15 protein-coding genes are annotated in these 17754 nt (G+C 44.0%); 11 read left to right on the top strand and 4 right to left on the bottom strand.

Annotation, left to right across the window (positions count from 1 at the left end; translation table 11 throughout):
* Positions 1-36: 36 nt before the first annotated feature.
* Positions 37-2124: a glycogen debranching protein GlgX gene (glgX, locus tag Q4592_RS11820; RefSeq protein WP_303513186.1), complete on the top strand. Its 2088-nt coding sequence runs from the start codon at positions 37-39 to the stop codon at positions 2122-2124.
* Here the strand turns inward: glgX and Q4592_RS11825 are convergent.
* From Q4592_RS11825 to Q4592_RS11835, 3 genes are all read right to left on the bottom strand, one after another.
* Positions 2121-2255: a hypothetical protein gene (locus Q4592_RS11825; protein ID WP_255437875.1), complete on the bottom strand. Its 135-nt coding sequence runs from the start codon at positions 2253-2255 to the stop codon at positions 2121-2123. The two genes, glgX and Q4592_RS11825, sit on opposite strands and share 4 nt — an antisense overlap.
* Positions 2256-2783: 528 nt before the next feature.
* Positions 2784-5126: a DNA polymerase II gene (locus Q4592_RS11830; protein ID WP_303513190.1), complete on the bottom strand. Its 2343-nt coding sequence runs from the start codon at positions 5124-5126 to the stop codon at positions 2784-2786.
* Positions 5123-6214, bottom strand: a complete 1092-nt coding sequence (locus Q4592_RS11835; RefSeq protein WP_303513193.1) for an acyltransferase — start codon at positions 6212-6214, stop codon at positions 5123-5125. The genes Q4592_RS11830 and Q4592_RS11835 overlap by 4 nt, the downstream gene beginning before the upstream one ends.
* A 230-nt stretch (positions 6215-6444) precedes the next feature.
* On the opposite strand from Q4592_RS11835, the gene Q4592_RS11840 reads away from it, so the two are divergent.
* Positions 6445-7059 carry a sugar O-acetyltransferase gene (locus tag Q4592_RS11840; RefSeq protein WP_303513196.1) on the top strand — a complete coding sequence of 205 codons (615 nt, stop codon included), beginning with the start codon at positions 6445-6447 and terminating at the stop codon, positions 7057-7059.
* 813 nt (positions 7060-7872) lie between these two features.
* Positions 7873-8118, top strand: a complete 246-nt coding sequence (locus Q4592_RS11845; protein ID WP_303513614.1) for an SHOCT domain-containing protein — start codon at positions 7873-7875, stop codon at positions 8116-8118.
* Between the two features lie 102 nt (positions 8119-8220).
* On the opposite strand, the gene pgi is transcribed toward Q4592_RS11845, so the two are convergent.
* Complete coding sequence (gene pgi / locus Q4592_RS11850; protein WP_303513197.1) at positions 8221-9873, bottom strand: glucose-6-phosphate isomerase; 1653 nt, start codon at positions 9871-9873, stop codon at positions 8221-8223.
* A gap of 568 nt (positions 9874-10441) precedes the next feature.
* On the opposite strand from pgi, the gene Q4592_RS11855 reads away from it, so the two are divergent.
* The 8 genes from Q4592_RS11855 (at position 10442) to Q4592_RS11890 (ending at position 17740) form a co-directional block, all read left to right on the top strand.
* Positions 10442-11578: a GGDEF domain-containing protein gene (locus tag Q4592_RS11855; RefSeq protein ID WP_303513617.1), complete on the top strand. Its 1137-nt coding sequence runs from the start codon at positions 10442-10444 to the stop codon at positions 11576-11578.
* A complete protein-coding gene (locus Q4592_RS11860) occupies positions 11578-11850 on the top strand; it encodes a YihD family protein (RefSeq protein ID WP_368411619.1) in 273 nt (90 codons plus the stop codon). The genes Q4592_RS11855 and Q4592_RS11860 overlap by 1 nt, the downstream gene beginning before the upstream one ends.
* 89 nt (positions 11851-11939) lie before the next feature.
* Positions 11940-13349 (top strand): cytochrome c oxidase accessory protein CcoG, encoded by a 1410-nt coding sequence (gene ccoG, locus Q4592_RS11865; RefSeq protein ID WP_303513200.1) that lies wholly within the window; start codon positions 11940-11942, stop codon positions 13347-13349.
* A gap of 5 nt (positions 13350-13354) precedes the next feature.
* Positions 13355-13756 carry an MAPEG family protein gene (locus Q4592_RS11870; protein WP_303513203.1) on the top strand — a complete coding sequence of 134 codons (402 nt, stop codon included), beginning with the start codon at positions 13355-13357 and terminating at the stop codon, positions 13754-13756.
* A gap of 59 nt (positions 13757-13815) precedes the next feature.
* Positions 13816-14787, top strand: coding sequence for a serine/threonine protein kinase (locus Q4592_RS11875; protein WP_303513204.1), 972 nt, complete (start codon positions 13816-13818; stop codon positions 14785-14787).
* 8 nt (positions 14788-14795) lie between these two features.
* The gene (locus Q4592_RS11880) at positions 14796-15269 is read left to right on the top strand and encodes a CYTH domain-containing protein (RefSeq protein ID WP_303513206.1); all 474 of its coding nucleotides are present in this window, start codon (positions 14796-14798) and stop codon (positions 15267-15269) included.
* A gap of 110 nt (positions 15270-15379) precedes the next feature.
* Entirely contained in the window at positions 15380-17041 is a 1662-nt protein-coding gene (locus Q4592_RS11885) for an AMP-binding protein (RefSeq protein WP_303513208.1), read from the top strand.
* A 93-nt stretch (positions 17042-17134) separates the two neighbouring features.
* Entirely contained in the window at positions 17135-17740 is a 606-nt protein-coding gene (locus tag Q4592_RS11890) for a thiol:disulfide interchange protein DsbA/DsbL (protein WP_303513210.1), read from the top strand.
* Positions 17741-17754: the final 14 nt, after the last annotated feature.

A 17754-nucleotide genomic window follows, 5' to 3' on the forward strand; every position in this document is an offset into this window, starting at 1 on the left:
CTCAGTTATTCAGCATAAAATAAGACAGCACAGTATATGACCTTAAAAACTCAAGCGGGTGTGTCATTTCCACTCGGCGCGACTTACCAAGGTAAGGGCGTAAATTTTAGTATTTTCTCTAAAAGTGCTACGGGAGTAAGGCTTTTTTTATTTAAAGAAGTGAACTCTCGTAAACCTTTTGCCGAAATCTCTTTAGATGCAAACTTAAATCGTACAGATCACTATTGGCATATCTTTGTCGAAGATCTAGAAGTTGGCACCTTATACGGCTATCAAATAGACGGCCCTTGGGAGCCAGAGCGCGGTTTGCGTTTTGACCCAAGTAAAGTCCTGCTCGACCCCTACGCTAAAATTACTCATTTCCCCGATAACTACCTACGCCAAGTGGCTGCACGCCATGGTCACGTTAATACCAACCAGTGTATTAAAGGCGCAGTGGTAGATTCGCGTGGCTTTGACTGGCAAGGCACGCATCCTATTAAGCGCTCGCTGCAAGATACGGTGATTTACGAATTGCACGTAGCGGGTTTTACTAAGCATCCATCTTCGGGGGTGCCAGAGCATAAACGGGGTACTTATGCCGGGGTAATTGAAAAAATCCCTTATCTTAAAGAGCTTGGAGTTACCGCCATTGAACTGATGCCAGTGCAGCAGTTCGATTTACAAGATGCACCCCTAGGCAAGAACAACTATTGGGGCTACAGCCCAATTAACTTCTTCTCGCCGCATAACGCTTACAGCTCAGATAAAAGTGTTTGTGGCGCCTTTAACGAATTTAGAACCATGGTGCGTGAGCTACATAAAGCCGGCATTGAGGTGATTTTGGATGTGGTATTTAACCACACTGCAGAAGGTGGACACGACGGACCTACCCTAAGCATGAAGGGTTTGCAAAACGACACCTACTACATGTTAGAGAATGAGAAACGTTGGTATAGCAACTATTCTGGCTGCGGCAATACTTGTAATGCTAACCACTCGGTAATGCGCCGGATGATTCGAGACGCACTGCGTTTTTGGGTTAATGAAATGCATGTAGACGGCTTCCGTTTCGATTTAGCCTCGGTACTGGCGCGTGACTCCAAAGGTCATGTAATGAAAGAGCCGCCATTGCTATGGTCAATCGATTCAGATCCTTCTCTCGCCGGCACTAAAATTATTGCCGAAGCGTGGGATGCCGCAGGTTTGTATCAAGTCGGTGAGTTTGTTGGCGACCGTTGGAATGAGTGGAATGGTAAATTCCGCGACGACGTACGTTCGTTCTTCCGTAGCGACTCTGGCGTGGTGGGTAAATTTGCTTCGCGTTTATTAGGTAGCCCAGACATTTACTACAAAGAAAACCACTCGCCACAGCGCTCGGTTAACTTGGTGACCGCTCACGATGGTTTCACCCTTAATGATTTAGTCAGTTATAACGACAAACACAATCTTGAAAATGGCGAAAACAATCGTGACGGTGATAACCACAACATTAGTTATAACTACGGCGTAGAAGGGCCAACCTTAAACCCTAAAGTGAATGACTTACGCGAACAGCAAATGAAGAACTTCTTTGTTACCTTGCTGCTGTCGCTAGGTACACCAATGATTACCATGGGCGACGAAGTTAAGCGTACTCAAGGTGGTAATAACAACGCTTATTGCCAAGATAACGAAACCTCATGGTTTGATTGGACCCTAGTGGACAAAAATCCAGAGCTACTGCGTTTTGTGCGAGAGCTGATTAAGCTGCGCCGTTACGACGATGTGCTGGAAGAGAAAATTCACTTAAGCCTGTCAGATGTGATTCACGATGCCAATATTGAGTGGCATGGGGTAAAACAAGGTCAACCAGATTGGTCTGAGAATAGTCACTCTGTTGCCATGACCATGTTAGACCCATATAGCAAAGATCGCATGTATATGGTGTTTAACTCCTACTGGGAAGAGCTAGAGTTTGAAGTTCCAAGCATTGAAGGGCATTGGTTTATGCTGGTAAATACTTCCGCAAAATCGCCAGAAGATGTGTATGACTTTAAAACAGCACCTATGCTCGAAACCGGTTCGGTTAAAGTCGCAGCGCGCTCGGTAATGATATTTGTGGCTAACCCGCAAATAGAAAAACGTATTGAGGATGTCTGCTAAGCAGCTTTATCTGTAATAAGGGCTGGGCAATGCTTAGCCCAAGATGGGTGGGAAGCGTGTGAATAGCTAAACACGCTACCCAACATCAACACCAATAATAAAACCCGCACACCAATCGATAAAAACGCCATTTTCTGTTCCTCTTTGCCTCCGTCCTTGTGAATGTTTGTTTATTTGCTATCAAATGATTTGAGAGCAGTATTAACGGAAAGTTTCACTTTTTTAATAGCTTACGGATATTTGTTTGATAAAAGTGACTCAGGTTGGATTTTTATGCTGAGATAACAAATTCTTGTTGTATTCGTAATTAGTCAGTTTTTGTTATTTGTTCATTTCATAATATCGGCCTGAATTCAGCGCATTGCTGGGTTAACTTACGCCACTTAAACCATGGAACTAGCAAGGTTGTTAGGTTCATCGAAGTGAGCGGCACTACTGATGTGAATGAGAACGATTATTTGCTCACTGTTATCGCAGTGAATAGTTAGGTGATAAGCAAACGGAACAATATTACTGTGAATACTCAGAAACTAAATAAAGCGCTCTATCAAAGGACCATGCTGCTGCGAACGATACTAGCATCGGTTACCTTATTGCTGATGGTAAGTTGCACCATGGAAGTCAATGCAGGCAATATCGCATGAGTAAAAACAAGCGATTTAAAACAAGCCTAATTGAGCGCTGGTGATTTGCTCAAAATCTAAGTTAATAAAAGGTAAAATTCCATCGGCAATTGGCTGCAATTGTTTATCTAAGTAGTGCTGATAATCAATTTGGTTAATACGGTTAGTAATGGGTTCGGGGCCATTTATGGTCATCCAATAAGCAATGCTACCCTTGTTTTGATATTGCAGTGCTTTGCCTAAGGCTTTGTTATGTTCATCGGCTAGGCGCGCTGCTCGCACTTGAGGCGGTACATTTTTTACATATTCGGCTAGCTTGCGGCGTAGTCGTTTTCGGTAAATGAGCTGCTGATCGAAATCTCCCGCCATTAGCTGTTCCACGGTGTCTAATATAAACTGTCGCGGATCTTGATCTGCAAACAAACGCTCTAACAGGCCGGTTTGAAATATCTTAGCCATTTCGGTCCAATCAGAACGCACTGTTTCTAGGCCTTTAATTACCATTTGGTTTTGCGCAGTTAAACCGGCGTAGCGTTTCTTGCTACCGGTTTCCGAGCCACGAATGGTGGGCATTAAGAATCGCGAAAAATGGGTTTCAAACTCAATTTCCAAATGGCTGTCTAGTTGCATCTCATTGACCAATTTTTGCTGCCAATATTGATTTATGCCCTCCGCCAGTTGTTGGCCAATTTGTTTGGCTTGCTCTGGATTCACTTCTTGGTTTAGCCACACAAAGGTAGAATCGGTATCGCCGTAAATCACCTCATGACCTTGCTTGATGATCCAATCAGCGGTTTCTTGCATCAGCTGGTGGCCGCGCATGGTAATTGAGCTGGCTAAGCGCGGATCGTGAAAACGGCAACCGGTCGAACCCAGTACCCCATAAAAACTGTTCATTAAAATTTTAATTGCTTGCGAGCGGGCGCTGTCTTTATCGGCTTTAGCTTGATCGCGCTGTAACCACAGCTGATTAATTATCTCTGGCAAGAAATGCTTGTCGCGACTAAATACACCGCCTCTAAAGCCCTCAATGGCAGTATCTGGCTTAGCTAGGCCTTCAATAAGCCCTAATGGGTCAATTTTAAAAGTACGAATGATAGAGGGGTACAGGCTCTTAAAATCCAATACCAACACATTTTTGTACAAACCCGGTTTAGAGTTCATTACATAGCCGCCGGGGCTATCGGCCACAAAGTCGCGGGTTAAATTGGGCGCTATATAACCGGCGCGATGCAGTTTAGGTAAATACACATTGGTAAAGGCGGCCACCGAGCCACCGCTTCTGTCTAACATCAAGCCGGTGAGCTGGCTGCGCAAACACAAATATTCCAAAATCTGGGTGTGTTTAAAAATATCTAATACCAGTTTGCAGTCTTCGAGGTTGTAAGCCGCTAATTGCGGTTTGTTATGGGCGAAGTTGTGGTTAATTTCGGCCATACGGTCGTGTACTTCATCCACCAACTTGCCACGATTTAATAGCTGCTGGGCAACATTCTCTAGGCTAAAACTATCAAATTGGTAGGTAGCCGACTTTAGCGAATCGATACCGTCCACCACCACGCGCCCAGGAATACTTATAAAGCCAGTATGCTCATTATCGCTGCGCTCGCGCCAGCGGGCAGCTCCTTGCTCACGGCCAATCGCCAGTTTTAAGCCATGTAAGGCAGCACGTTTAACCAGCAATCTAAAATCAAAATTGATGACATTCCAACCAATTATGATGTCCGGGTCAATGCTTTGAAATTCAAGTTCTAGCTGCTTTAGCAGAGCATATTCGTTGGCTAACCATGTGATGGGCGTATCGGCGGCTTGCTCGGGGCCGATCATCAAAACCCGTTGGTAGTTATCGCTATATAAACCAATGGAATAGAGCTGGCCTTTTTCGCTGCATTCTATGTCTAGCGATAATACCGACAGCGTAGGCGTATATTGGGCCGTTTTGATTTTGGCCTGTTGCACTGCCGGGTATTGCGGATTAGTGCTTTGCTCGCCGGCAAAGGCCATGCTGCCATAACAAAAACGCTCGGTAAGAAAGCGTTCATGCAGTTTTATGTCGCTTTCAAAACAGTGTAAACCGGCCTGTCTAAGTTGCTGCGCTGCGTTGTAGTGCTCGTCTATGCTGGCAAAATAACAGGCGCTGATGGCTTGATGCTGAAAGGTGTTTAACTCAAGCTGCTGATGTTTTGCCAGTGCATTCCCTAGTACGTCTTGTACTTGTGGGAGTTCTTCGCTTAATACAAAAAATACCGGCTGCTGGTCATTTACCTCTAGGCGGATTGGCCCATTGTCGCTGGCCAGCCACAATTGAATGCAAGCGCGGCCTTGGCGATCGTAACTATTGGCGGTCAGTAAAAAACCTTGTCCTAGTTTTTTATTCAACGAGTTATATTACCCTTGATACTCAGATTACTTTTTATCCTTAACGCAGGCTTTTCTATATAATTCCAAGAGCAATATGCCAGCATTAGAGTTCCAACAAACGCCAAAATAAACATTTCAAATGGTTTAATACCTGGAATGCTGATAGCTATGCATTGTTGAATTGGCCAAGCATAGATGTACATACCATAAGAATAGTCTCCTAATTTATTGTAATTTAGTATTTTCCCATTTGGTAAGTAAGCTGCGCATAGAATAAGGTAGGGGGTAAATAAAATATAAACAACGAAAGAGTACTGTGTGTTTAAAATCAAAAAACTACTCGCTAGAATAGCAGAAGCCGTAAGCATCAGTGGATAGGTTAAACTAATTCTATTTCTTATAATATATAAACTACCACCAATGAAAAAAGCGCTCGAAAATCTGAAGAATTTAGTATAAAACCAATGTGGTTTAACATCGTTTAGATGAGAGTAGAGTAAGAATGAGGTGCTAAATATGGCTATAGTTATTGTAGCGAATGGCAACCATGAGACATCTATAGCAAGTTTTCTAGTAAAAAAATAAGCGCCACCTAGTAGTATTAGTAAAAAATACATCCGTAGTTCCCATGGCAGGGTCCATAAAGAGCCATTTACGCTCCTGTCTAATGGTGCGTCTAAAAATACACTAGGTAAATACTGAGCATCGGTCAGAATAATAGAAGAGTTGTAAACTACAAATTGTAGCGTTTCTGAATGGGTTAAGAAATTCAGCGTGTGTAAATCGGTTACCACTATTCCTATACAGCAGCAAAATAATACAGATACTAGTAACGCTGGATATATTCGTAGACATCTTGCTACAATAAAATACTTAATGGAGTTAGTAGTTAATAGGCTTTTGCAAACCAGAAGCCCACTAGTAAGAAAAAAAATGTCTACGGCAATATAGCCTAATGATACACCGAGATATTGAGTCACTGGCTCACTATTGCGTAAACCAGTTGAAAGTGCGAAGCTATGACTAAAGATAACTAAGCTAGCAGCTACCATTCTTATCAGGTTGAAGCAGTTATTTCTACTGTTAATAACATTGTTTAATTCCATTTATGTTCCTTACAAAATCCATTTTTAAGAGCTGTATTAAATTTTTATTGGATAGAGAGTGATTTTCTTAACTTAGCACAAAGCGCAACAAGTTCGCTAATTTAGCAGCTTGCTGCTTACGTTGTTTATTCGGCCATTTGTGAATAGTGGTTAATGTTAGCCAGCTAATAGACAAGCCTCTGCTTTGCTAGCACAGTGGCTAAATAGCCAAATGAATAATGGGAGCAACAATGCAAAGCCAATTTGAGCGAATGATGGCCGGCCTTAGTTTTAATCGCTGGGATAAAGACTTGGGCGAGCGCCGTTTAGCTACCAGGCTAATTACCCACAAGTTTAATTTAACAGCACCCGACGAAGTCGAACTGCGCGAAACCTTGGTGCGTGAGTTATTTGCAAAAGTGGGCAGCAATATTGAGGTATGCCCACCACTTACCGTGGATTATGGCGATACGGTATTTATTGGCGACGACGTATTCATTAATACCAATTTAACTTTGGTTAATTCTGGCAAAATTACTATTGGTGATCGGGTGATGATTGCGCCCAATGTTAGTTTATTCTCGATTAATCACGCCTTAGATCCCGAACTACGCAAAACTTACATGAATCAACAAGGCGAGCGAGAGGTCATCGATTACCCCGCGCCTATTACCATTGGTGATGATGTGTGGATCGGTGGCCACACCGTTATTCTTGCAGGCGTAACGGTTGGCAACGGATCCGTTGTGGCTGCTGGCGCGGTAGTAACTAAAGATGTGCCCGCAGGCGTATTGGTGGGTGGAAATCCGGCTAAAGTAATTCGTGAGATAAAAGCAGGGGAAACGGTGCGCCAAACATTTAATTAATGTGTCTGATTGTATTTTTTGGGGCTGTGTAAATGTTGGTTAGACAGAATAGGAAGCCTCAAATTTGTAATCTCTAGAGTCAATTGTCGTTGATCTCAGAGGTTTTAATCAATTGGAAAGGCTCATTAATTTTTTGTGATTACTGGGGGATTTATGAGCAAACGAAACACCTTTCTTAAGTCCACTTGATCTTAATCATATGTATTTGATTTATGAATAAAATTACTCGACTACTACATCTAGTGGTATTTACAATTGTTAGCCACAATATGATGAAAAACAAGGGAGTTTTATCATATAGCACAAATACTTGTGGGATACCGGCAACACGAGGAGGCTTAAATATTTGAGCTGTAGCTAAAAGCTACAAATCCGATAAAAACCGGAAAAATTAGGACTTACTATATGAGTAATGTCTCTCAAGGCTTTAGCCTTTTGTTGACTGTTATACTTGTTATAGAAAAAACGCAGGCCCTTTGGGTTCCTGCGCTTTCTTTAACTTGTTAGGTTGGCGCCATAACAGTTAATTTTTAAACCGCCTTCGGCGGTTTTTTTTTGAGACAAGAGTGTTGAATTTAGCGACTCTTGAACACGAGATATACAATACATTATATCGGATATTGTGTGTATTGGATTTTAAATGAGAAAAGCATATTTTTTGATAGACATCAATAACGCCTTGAGCTTAGCTCTGGGCATTAAGGGCATTAAGGGCATTAAGGGCATTAAGGGCATTAAGGGCATTAAGGGCATTAAGGGCATTAAGGGCATAATGATACAATTATATTCCTTCCTTTAGCTTTTCTTCCAACAATCATTGCTATACGCAAAAGTCACCCTTATAAAATAGCGATCATTCTTGTTAATGTACTAGGTGGATTGCTGTGGGGAGTCGGTTGGTTAATTGCCTTAATTTGGTGTTTTATCGTACCGGTAAAGCAAGCTCCTTCATTCAGTAGTGTGGCTGATGAAATTGAAAAACTTCATTCACTGAAAGAAAAAGGGGTGATATCAGACGCTGAATTTGAAGCTAAAAAGAAAGAATTGATGCGGGTGTAAAAAGATAAGGTCTTAGAGGTTTTTTCGCTTAGAAGTTCGTGAAACAAAAAAAGCTGGCCTAGGCCAGCTCTTTGCATTTAACGCGTTATATAAAGCGGAGGTTTATTTCCAGGCTTTAAAGGCGTTAATCAAACCATTGGTTGAGCTGTCGTGGCTATCTACTGATTCGCCGTCTTTTAGCTCTGGTAAAATTTGGTTAGCTAGCTGCTTACCTAATTCTACGCCCCATTGGTCGAAACTAAAGATGTTCCAGATTACGCCTTGTACGAAGATTTTGTGTTCGTACATCGCTACCATGGCACCTAAAGAGTACGGGGTAATTTTCTTAACCAAGATTGAGTTGGTTGGTTTGTTACCGGTGAATACTTTAAACGGTGCTAGTTCTGCTACTTCGGCGGCTGATTTACCCGCAGCTACTAACTCTGCTTCTACGGTTTCGCGCGACTTACCAAAAGCCAAGGCTTCAGTTTGGGCGAAGAAGTTAGACATTAGCTTCGAGTGGTGATCAGACAACGGGTTGTAGGTTTGCGCTGGTGCAATAAAGTCACAAGGGATCAGTTTAGTTCCTTGGTGAATTAGCTGGTAGAACGCGTGCTGGCCGTTGGTACCAGGTTCGCCCCAAATAATTGGGCCAGTTTGGTAATCTACAGGGTTGCCGTTGCGGTCTACATTTTTACCGTTAGACTCCATGTCGCCTTGCTGGAAGTAAGCAGCAAAACGGTGCATGTATTGGTCGTAAGGTAGAATAGATACGCTTTCTGCACCGTAGAAGTTGTTGTACCAAATACCTAGCAAGGCCAAGATAACTGGCAAGTTTTGCTCTAGTTCGGTTTCTGCAAAGTGCTTGTCCATGGCGTGTGCGCCATCTAACAACTCAATGAAGTTATCGAAACCAACCGTTAGCGCTACTGAAAGACCAATTGCCGACCAAGAAGAGTAACGACCGCCTACCCAATCCCAAAACTCAAACATGTTGTCGGTATCAATACCGAACTCTGCTACTGCTTTACCGTTGGTAGATAGGGCTGCGAAGTGCTTAGCTACATGAGCTTCGTCGCTAGCGGCTGCTAAGAACCAATCACGCGCGCTGTGGGCGTTAGTCATGGTTTCTTGGGTGGTAAAGGTTTTAGAGGCAACCAAGAACAATGTGGTTTCTGGGTCTACTTGCTTAAGTGTTTCAGCAATGTGAGTGCCGTCTACGTTTGATACAAAGTGCGTAGTAATGTGCTCTAGTTTGTAGGCACCTAGCGCTTCGGTAATCATTACTGGGCCAAGATCTGAACCACCAATACCAATGTTTACAATGCTGGTAATTGATTTACCGGTGTAACCTTTCCACTCGCCAGAGTGAATTTTTGCGCAGAAGCCTTTCATCTTCTCTAGCACCGCGTTTACACCTGGCATTACGTCTTCGCCGTCTACCATTACTGGGGTATTACTGCGGTTACGTAGTGCGGTGTGCAATACGGCGCGACCTTCAGTTTGGTTGATTTTATCGCCCGAGAACATGGCTTTAATTGCGCTGTCTAGCTTGGTTTCTTTCGCTAGGGCAAACAATTGTTGCATGGTGTCTTCGGTGATGAAGTTTTTCGAGTAATCTAGCAAGATTTGCTCGTTAAACGATACAGAGAAACGGTTGAAGCGGTCTGAGTCAGCGGCGAATAGCTCGCTAAGTTGAACCTCTTTTTGTGTTTCGAAATGTGCTTGTAACGCTTTCCAAGCCTGTGTAGTAGTTGGATTAATATTGTCCAGCATTGACCTTGTTCCTTAGATGCTTTACCTAGTTGACCGAGTTGCAAGATTATTGACCAATATACTTGCGGGTAGCACTTTACCCTTTCTGGGAAAAAGGACGCAAGCAATCAGATCAATATTGTTATCAAGCCTGCGATTTATTTTAGCTAAGTTTGATGGATTTGTGGTGAATGTGCCTAACTACAACATTTTTTGGCAGGCAACGGCTGGTTGATTAACTTGCCTTGTGGAGATTTAACAATGCCCATATGTAAGGAACTACCCTAAATTCGCTGCTTTTAACTTGTAGCACTAAACATGTGAGACTGAGTTTTTGAGGGCTATTCCCTTTTAGTTGTTTGTTGTGAGGTTTGCGCTATTTTTTCTGATAAAAAAGACATTTACGGAACAACCAGCAAGCTAGGCATTAAAGTAATTACTAACTGAAATTACCATCAAAGTTTTGTGATCTCGCCGCGTGTTTTAAGCAGGTGCGAGCGAGGGTTTTTCTGTTCTCGTTGTTCTAGTTATTGCTACAATGCACACAAATTATTCGCCACTCCTTGTAAGGGTTCTGTTTTTGCGCAATGTGCAGCTACAAGTAAACACTGAAAACGCCCGCTATTTGCTCAACAATGGGCGGCTGGTGGCAATAATGACCGCAGTGTATAGCCTGATTTGGTGGGGCTTGTTTACGCCGCATTATCAGTCTAATTCTCATATGTTGTGGTTAGTGTTTATGCTGGTACTGTCGGCGGCATTTTACTTTTTTGCCCGTTATCAAACAGACTTTTCCTCTGATGCACAACCGTCTTCCCAGTTAACCCGCTACTTTAGCCTCGCTACCAGTAGCGGAGTATTGTGGGGAGTGGGCATTTTATTGTTCATGCCCGAGTTGGTAGGTGCGGAACGGCTATTATTAGTGGTGCTGGTGGGCGCCCTGTTATCTTTAGTGGTAGTGCCAAATTTACTTAGTATTCGTAGCTTTAATGGTTTTAGCATCCCCATTTTATTGGCCTTGTTAGTGAGTGTGGTAGGCGGTGAAAAAACTGAACTGGTGGCCTTTTTAGTGCTGCTGGTGTGCTGGGCGCAACTCAACATTGTATTGCGCCGCGCTGAAACCTTAGTTAAAGACAACTTTTCCGAAGGGGCGCTTAACCGCGTTAAGGCCTTAGAGCTGGAAGACAGCCACGCTATAATGCGCCGCCAAAGTGAGCGCGATTCGCTAACCGGTTTGTATAATCGTGCCGTGTTTGAGCAAACCTTATCGTTGCACTGGCGTTTGAGTAGTCGAGCCAATACTTCTTTGAGTTTATTGCTGATCGATGTTGATTTCTTTAAGCCTTATAACGATCATTACGGGCACGTTGCTGGCGACCAATGCTTAACTATGGTGGCGAACTTGTTCACCGAAGCGTTACAGCGCGAAGATGACATAGTGGCACGTTATGGTGGCGAAGAATTTGTAATGGTATTGCCCAACACCGATACCAAAGGCGCATTGCAAGTTGCCGCAAGAGTAAGAACACTATTGGCCGAGGCGCAGCTACGCCACGAATATTCGGCCGCAGCCAGCTATGTTACCGTGAGTATTGGTGTGTCGTGTTTAATTCCGGTAGCCCAGCAAAGTACCAAAGAGATCGTAGACAAGGCCGACAAGGCCCTATATAGAGCCAAGCAGCTAGGCAGAAACCAAGCTGTAGTGGCCGCCCGTGGAGAAGTATAATGAGTATGCAGTTACATCGTATTGAAGAATTAATCGATTTACTCACGCCGGTTTGGAAACAACAACCGGAGTTAAACTTAGTGGAAATTATCACTCAAATCGCCGACCAAGCTGGTTTTGACAAACCAATGAGTGAACTTACCGACGACGTGCTGATTTACCAATTAAAAATGCTAACCATTGGTAAAGAAGACATGATTCCTGGCATCGCTAAAGATTGTGAGGATGATTTTAAAACTGCTTTACTTAAAGCACGCGGCGTAAAAGTGTAATGTCTTAAGCGGCAATTGTTTCTCAATTGCCCGTTTTGCTTAAGCAAAGGCATCAGTTCCACCAGTGCCTCCCTCAAAAGGATTGAGTGATGAGTGAACGAATTCCTGTAAAAGATGTGAGCCCAAAACCCAAAGCCGCTAAAAAGCGCGCGCCGGTTGATCGATATAATCCCCAAGAACAAATTTATGTGCGCGAGCAAAAAGGCGTATTTCAGCGTTTGCGTAAATACATGGGCTGGGTGTTTATCGCCGCCTTTGTGATTGTACCGTTTATTCCTTACGGGGATCGCCAAGCTATTTTGTTGGATATGGGCGCGCGCCAATATCACTTCTTTAGCTTAACCTTGTGGCCGCAAGACTTACTCTTGTTGGCGTGGTTCTTCATTATTGCCGCCTTTGCCTTGTTTTTTATTACCACCTTTTTAGGCCGTGTGTGGTGTGGTTACTTGTGCCCGCAAACGGTATGGACCTTTATTTTTATTTGGTTTGAAGAAAAAATTGAGGGTAGTGCCAACAAACGGAAGCGGCTCGATCAGTCTAGTTGGAACTTCAATAAAATATGGCGAAAAACCGCCAAGCATAGCGCGTGGATAGCGGTGTCGGTATTTACCGCCTTGTCGTTTGCTGCCTACTTTGTGCCGGTTACAGAGTTGTGGAGGGATTTCTTCACGCTTAATGCCAGCAGTGCCGTTAACTTCTCAGTGATTTTCTTCACCGTGGCTACATACGCAAATGCTGGTTGGATGCGTACCATTGTGTGTACTCACATGTGCCCCTATGCACGCTTCCAGTCTGCCATGTTTGATAAAGACACCTTTATTGTGGCTTACGACACCGAGCGTGGAGAAAGCCGTGGCCCACGTAAGCGCAGTGCCGACCCTAAAGCCTTGGGTTTAGGTGACTGTGTTGATTGTGACTTGTGTGTGCAGGTGTGCCCTGCGGGTATCGATATTCGCGAAGGTTTGCAGTACGAGTGTATTAACTGTGGTGCTTGTATCGATGCTTGTGACCAAACCATGGAGAAGATGAATTATCCAAAAGGGCTGATTCGTTATACCACCGAGCATAACTTAGCTGGGCAAAAAACAGATATTTTGCGGCCCAAGCTAATTGGTTATGGCGTTGTACTCACCCTCATGTTGGTGGCTTTTGTCTTTACCCTGTTAAGTGTTAAACCCATGCAGTTAGATGTATTGCGTGACCGAGGCGCCTTGTATACCGAAAACTCCGAAGGCCTAGTGGAAAACTCTTACACCCTGAAAGTGATTAACAAATCTTCTAATGCACGTGAATTCCATTTAAGTGTGCGTGGTTTTGAAGAGGTAGAGTGGATTGGCCAGCAAATTGTTACGGTGCCAGGTGGTGAGGTGTTTAGTGTGCCTATTACGCTAGCCAGTGACCCTTACCTGTTTAAACGTTCGATTGTTGATATTGAGTTTGTACTAGAAAGCGGTGACGACCAGTTTATTCAAGCTAGCCGCTTTATTAGTGGTGGCTAAGCAGTATGCAATTGGTATTGGCTTGTTTTGCCATCTTGCTGGTGCTGCCTTATCTATTGGCAGCATATGGCTCGGTGGTACGAAAACGTCAATTGGGGCGGGTTGATAACCTTAATCCGCGCCAACAAGCCGCTCAGTTAAACAGTTTTGGTCAACGGATTTATGCCGCCCAGCAAAATGCTTGGGAGGCTATTATCCTCTTCGCCGGTAGCTTACTGATTGCCCAACTCGCTGGCCTCGATTTTCAGCTTATTCAAATCCCTGCGTTGTTATTTTTAGCCACTCGCTTAGTGCATCCGGTGGTATATGTTTACGGCTTAGCCACATTACGATCGCTAGTGATGGCGGTAGCGTGGGCAAGTTGTATTTACATCGTGGTTCAAGCATTTAACCAACTAAGCGCTTAGTCGCTGACAACCCCTTTTACTGCTACACTGCGCCGATAATCTCTTGTTGAAGTCATGCCATGAGCGCCTTTCTATTTGCTGAACTGCATCCCGATTTAATCCTCGATGCTATTGAATCTCAGGGGATCTTCCCCAGTAGCGGTTTACTTGCCTTAAACTCTTACGAAAACCGGGTTTATCAGTTTAAAGCGGAAGATGATCTGCGTTATGTGGTGAAGTTTTACCGCCCGGAACGCTGGAGCAAAGCGCAAATTATTGAAGAGCACCAATTTAGCTTATCAATGGCTGAAGTGGATGTGCCGATTGTTGCACCGCTGGTGGTTAATGGCCGCACCTTGTTTGAATATCAGGGTTGGTTATTTACTATTTTCCCTAGTGTTGGTGGGCGTGGCTTTGAGGTAGATAACCTTGACCAAATTGAGCGAGTTGGCCAATACCTAGGACGGATGCACCAAAAGGTAGGCACAACATTATTTGAGCACCGCTTATCGATTAATACCGAAGAAATGCTCGACCAGCCGCTAGAATTTTTGCGGGATTGGTTGCCTGAAGGTTTAACCCTGCCGTTTTTTACCATTGCCGAGCAAGTGGCCGAGGCCGCTAAAGCAGCTTACCAACCTAAATCTATTATTCGCCTGCATGGCGACTGCCACCCCAGCAATATTTTGTGGCGAGATGGCCCGATGCTGGTGGATTTAGATGACGCCCGTAATGGCCCAGCGGTTCAAGATTTATGGATGATGTTAGCAGGTGATGATAACGAGCGCCGTTTACAGCTAGAAGTTTTGCTAGAGGGCTACGAAGCCTTTTGTGAGTTTGATATGAGCCAGTTAAGCCTTATTGAACCGCTGCGCGCTATGCGCATGATTCACTATATGGGTTGGTTAGCGCGTCGCTGGCAAGATGCCGCTTTTCAACGCGCATTTCCTTGGTTTAACTCGCAGCGTTACTGGGAAGATCAGATACTGGCACTTAAAGAGCAGTTATCCGCTTTGCAGCAACCGCCTTTATCTTTAACACCCGCTTACTAGGAGCGCTTATGAGTGTTGAAATTGAAAGAAAATTTCTGGTAAACAGTGATGATTTTATTGCTCAAGCCAGCTCACATACGCGCATTGTGCAAGCTTACTTAAATAGTAATAAACAGCGCACTGTGCGGGTACGTATTCGCGGCCAGCAAGGTTTTCTTACGATAAAAGGTGCCAGCAATGAATCGGGTTTAAGCCGTTACGAGTGGGAAAAAGACATTCCGCTGGCTGAAGCAGAGCAACTGTTAACGCTGTGCGAGCCGGGCGCCATTGATAAAGTGCGCTACTTAGTCTCCGTGGCTCAGCACATTTTTGAAGTGGATGTATTTGCTGGCGACAACCACGGTTTAGTGGTGGCTGAGGTAGAGCTTGGGAGTGAGCAAGAATGCTTTGAAAAGCCCAGTTGGCTTGGCCAAGAGGTGACGGGACAAACTCAATACTACAACTCTCAATTAAGCCAAAACCCTTTCAAAAATTGGCCTTAAACAGAGTGTTTGTTCACATTACTCTCGCATATTTTCGAATTGTGCTGGCATCCTGCCGCTAGCCGTATAGGATTGATATAAAAGGTGAATAACTTGTAACGAGGTTGTGAATGACAAATTTTGTCACCCCCGTTGATGCAATGATGCATTGGCAAAAGCAGGATCCACAGCGCGTCTACCTCCGTCAGCCTATTGATGGCGTATATCACGAGAAAACGTGGGCCATGGTGGCCCGAGAAGCTGGGCAAATTGCTCAAGGCCTTGTTTCTGAGGGCTTAGAGCCCGGTGACAAGGTGGCCATTCTGGCTAAAAACAGTGCCGAGTGGTTTATTGCTGATCTGGCCATTATCATGGCTGGCTGCATCAGTATCCCTATTTATTCTACCGCCAGTGTCGATACCATTTCCTTTGTACTTAAACACAGTGAAGCAAAATTGCTGTTTGTGGGTAAGTTAGATGAGTGGGGTAAACAAGCCTCTGCAGTGCCGATTGGTTTAAAAACCGTAGCGATGCCTTACCCCACCATGCCTTGCCATATTCAGTGGCAAGATTGGTTAAATGACCTACCAGTGATTGAAAAAAATCACCTGTGGGATAAAGATGACATTATGACTATCATCTATACCTCGGGCAGTACCGGTGACCCCAAAGGGGCGGAAATCAGCTTTGCTGCTTACCGTTTCGCCAGTGAACAACTGATTGAGGTATTAGAAGCCTCTAGCGAAGACCGAGTAATGTCTTACCTGCCTTTGGCGCACATTACTGAGCGAGTGTACATTCAAGGTACCAGCATCTTTAATGGCCAATTTAGCGTGTCTTTTGTCGAGTCTTTAGACACTTTCCCCGACAACTTGCGCAGTGTACAACCTACTTTGTTTATTTCGGTGCCGCGTTTGTGGGCTCGCTTCCAGCAAGGTGTATTTGAAAAACTGCCACCCAAAAAACTTAAGTTACTGCTGGCTATTCCTTTGGTATCAGGCTTGATTAAACGCAAAATTAAAAAAGCCTTGGGATTAAACAAAGCGCGAATTTTAGGCTGTGGCAGTGCCCCGGTTGCGCCTTCATTGCTGCGTTGGTATCAGTCGATTGGTTTGAATGTTTCTGAAGCTTGGGGGATGACCGAGAACCTGGCTTACGGCACGCTTAATGTACCGTTCCGCAGCGATAAAATAGGCACCATTGGCAAAGCTGGGCCGGGCGTAGAGATTAAAATCTCTGAGCAGGGAGAGATCCTCGCGAGAGGCAACGGCATGATGCAGGGGTATTATAAACACGCCGATCTTACTGAAGAATCAATTGTGGATGGCTGGCTGCATACCGGTGATAAAGGCACACTGGACGACGATGGTTATGTAAAAATTATTGGTCGTTTAAAAGAAAGCTTTAAAACCGCGAAAGGAAAATACGTTGCCCCAGTTCCTATTGAACAGAGCGTGTCGGAAAATTCCATGGTGGAACAAGTGTGCGTGGTGGGCAGTGCAATGACTCAACCTTGTGCTTTAGTAGTGTTAGCGGCAGAAATGAAGCAGCATTCACAAGCACAAATTGAAGCTAGCCTTAACCGAACCTTAAATAAGGTCAACGAACACCTCGAAAGCCATGCTAAGCTGTCGCACGTTATGGTGGTGGAAGAAGATTGGAATGTCGATAACGCCTTGCTCACTCCCACCTTAAAAATTAGACGTAGCCAAATTGAACAGCATTATGCTGAACTTATTCATCGTGAATCAGATACCAAAGTAATGTTTGAAATGGGATCTTGGAATACGTAAATTAGTGTCAAGGCGATAGTCTGCGATTGACCGAGCGAATGCTTATCATTATGCTCGGTTTTTTATGAATTCACTGGAAGGAAATACAGGGTGATGAAAAAGTTACTGATTGGTTTAATGGCAATGCTCGCATTACCAATGGCAATGGCGGCTGATTTTAAAGAAGGCACGCATTACGACGTAATTAAACAAACGGCTACTGCTAAACCAGAAGTTATCGAGTTTTTCTCGTACTACTGTCCACACTGTTTTAAATTTGAGCCAGTGGCTGAGAGTATTAAAAAGTCTTTGCCTGAAGGCGTCGCTTTCAAAAAGAATCACGTAAGCTTTATTGGTGGTTCAATGGGTGAAGAAATGGTTCGTGCTTTTGCGGCAGCTGAAATGCTAGAAGTAGAGCCAGCGATTAGCCATGCTATCTTCGATTCAATTCATAACAAACGCCAAAACTTTACTAGTCGCGACGACTTGCGCAGTATCTTTGTTGCGAACGGCGTAGACGGCAAGAAGTTTGATAGTGCAGCGAATAGCTTTGTGGTTAACGGCATGGTTTCGCAAATGGAAAAGAATACCATTAACTATAAAATTCGCGGTGTGCCTGCATTAGTTGTTAACGGTAAGTATCAAGTAAATACCGGTTCAGTTAAATCAATTGAAGAGCTAAATGAATTAGTTAGCTACTTGGCTAACCTTAAAGGTTAAGTTCACTTGATATA

It is taken from the genome of Agarivorans sp. 1_MG-2023 (assembly GCF_030548385.1).
In the GTDB taxonomy this organism is placed as follows: domain Bacteria; phylum Pseudomonadota; class Gammaproteobacteria; order Enterobacterales; family Celerinatantimonadaceae; genus Agarivorans.

What these genes read in the sequence shown, in the direction of transcription:
- glgX (WP_303513186.1), top strand. Translation starts at nt 37, where the DNA reads ATGACCTTAAAAACTCAAGCGGGTGTGTCATTTCCACTCGGCGCGACT.
- Q4592_RS11825 (WP_255437875.1), bottom strand. Translation starts at nt 2,255, where the DNA reads ATGGCGTTTTTATCGATTGGTGTGCGGGTTTTATTATTGGTGTTGATG.
- Q4592_RS11835 (WP_303513193.1), bottom strand. Translation starts at nt 6,214, where the DNA reads ATGGAATTAAACAATGTTATTAACAGTAGAAATAACTGCTTCAACCTG.
- Q4592_RS11840 (WP_303513196.1), top strand. Translation starts at nt 6,445, where the DNA reads ATGCAAAGCCAATTTGAGCGAATGATGGCCGGCCTTAGTTTTAATCGC.
- pgi (WP_303513197.1), bottom strand. Translation starts at nt 9,873, where the DNA reads ATGCTGGACAATATTAATCCAACTACTACACAGGCTTGGAAAGCGTTA.
- Q4592_RS11860 (WP_368411619.1), top strand. Translation starts at nt 11,578, where the DNA reads ATGAGTATGCAGTTACATCGTATTGAAGAATTAATCGATTTACTCACG.
- ccoG (WP_303513200.1), top strand. Translation starts at nt 11,940, where the DNA reads ATGAGTGAACGAATTCCTGTAAAAGATGTGAGCCCAAAACCCAAAGCC.
- Q4592_RS11870 (WP_303513203.1), top strand. Translation starts at nt 13,355, where the DNA reads ATGCAATTGGTATTGGCTTGTTTTGCCATCTTGCTGGTGCTGCCTTAT.
- Q4592_RS11875 (WP_303513204.1), top strand. Translation starts at nt 13,816, where the DNA reads ATGAGCGCCTTTCTATTTGCTGAACTGCATCCCGATTTAATCCTCGAT.
- Q4592_RS11880 (WP_303513206.1), top strand. Translation starts at nt 14,796, where the DNA reads ATGAGTGTTGAAATTGAAAGAAAATTTCTGGTAAACAGTGATGATTTT.
- Q4592_RS11885 (WP_303513208.1), top strand. Translation starts at nt 15,380, where the DNA reads ATGACAAATTTTGTCACCCCCGTTGATGCAATGATGCATTGGCAAAAG.
- Q4592_RS11890 (WP_303513210.1), top strand. Translation starts at nt 17,135, where the DNA reads ATGAAAAAGTTACTGATTGGTTTAATGGCAATGCTCGCATTACCAATG.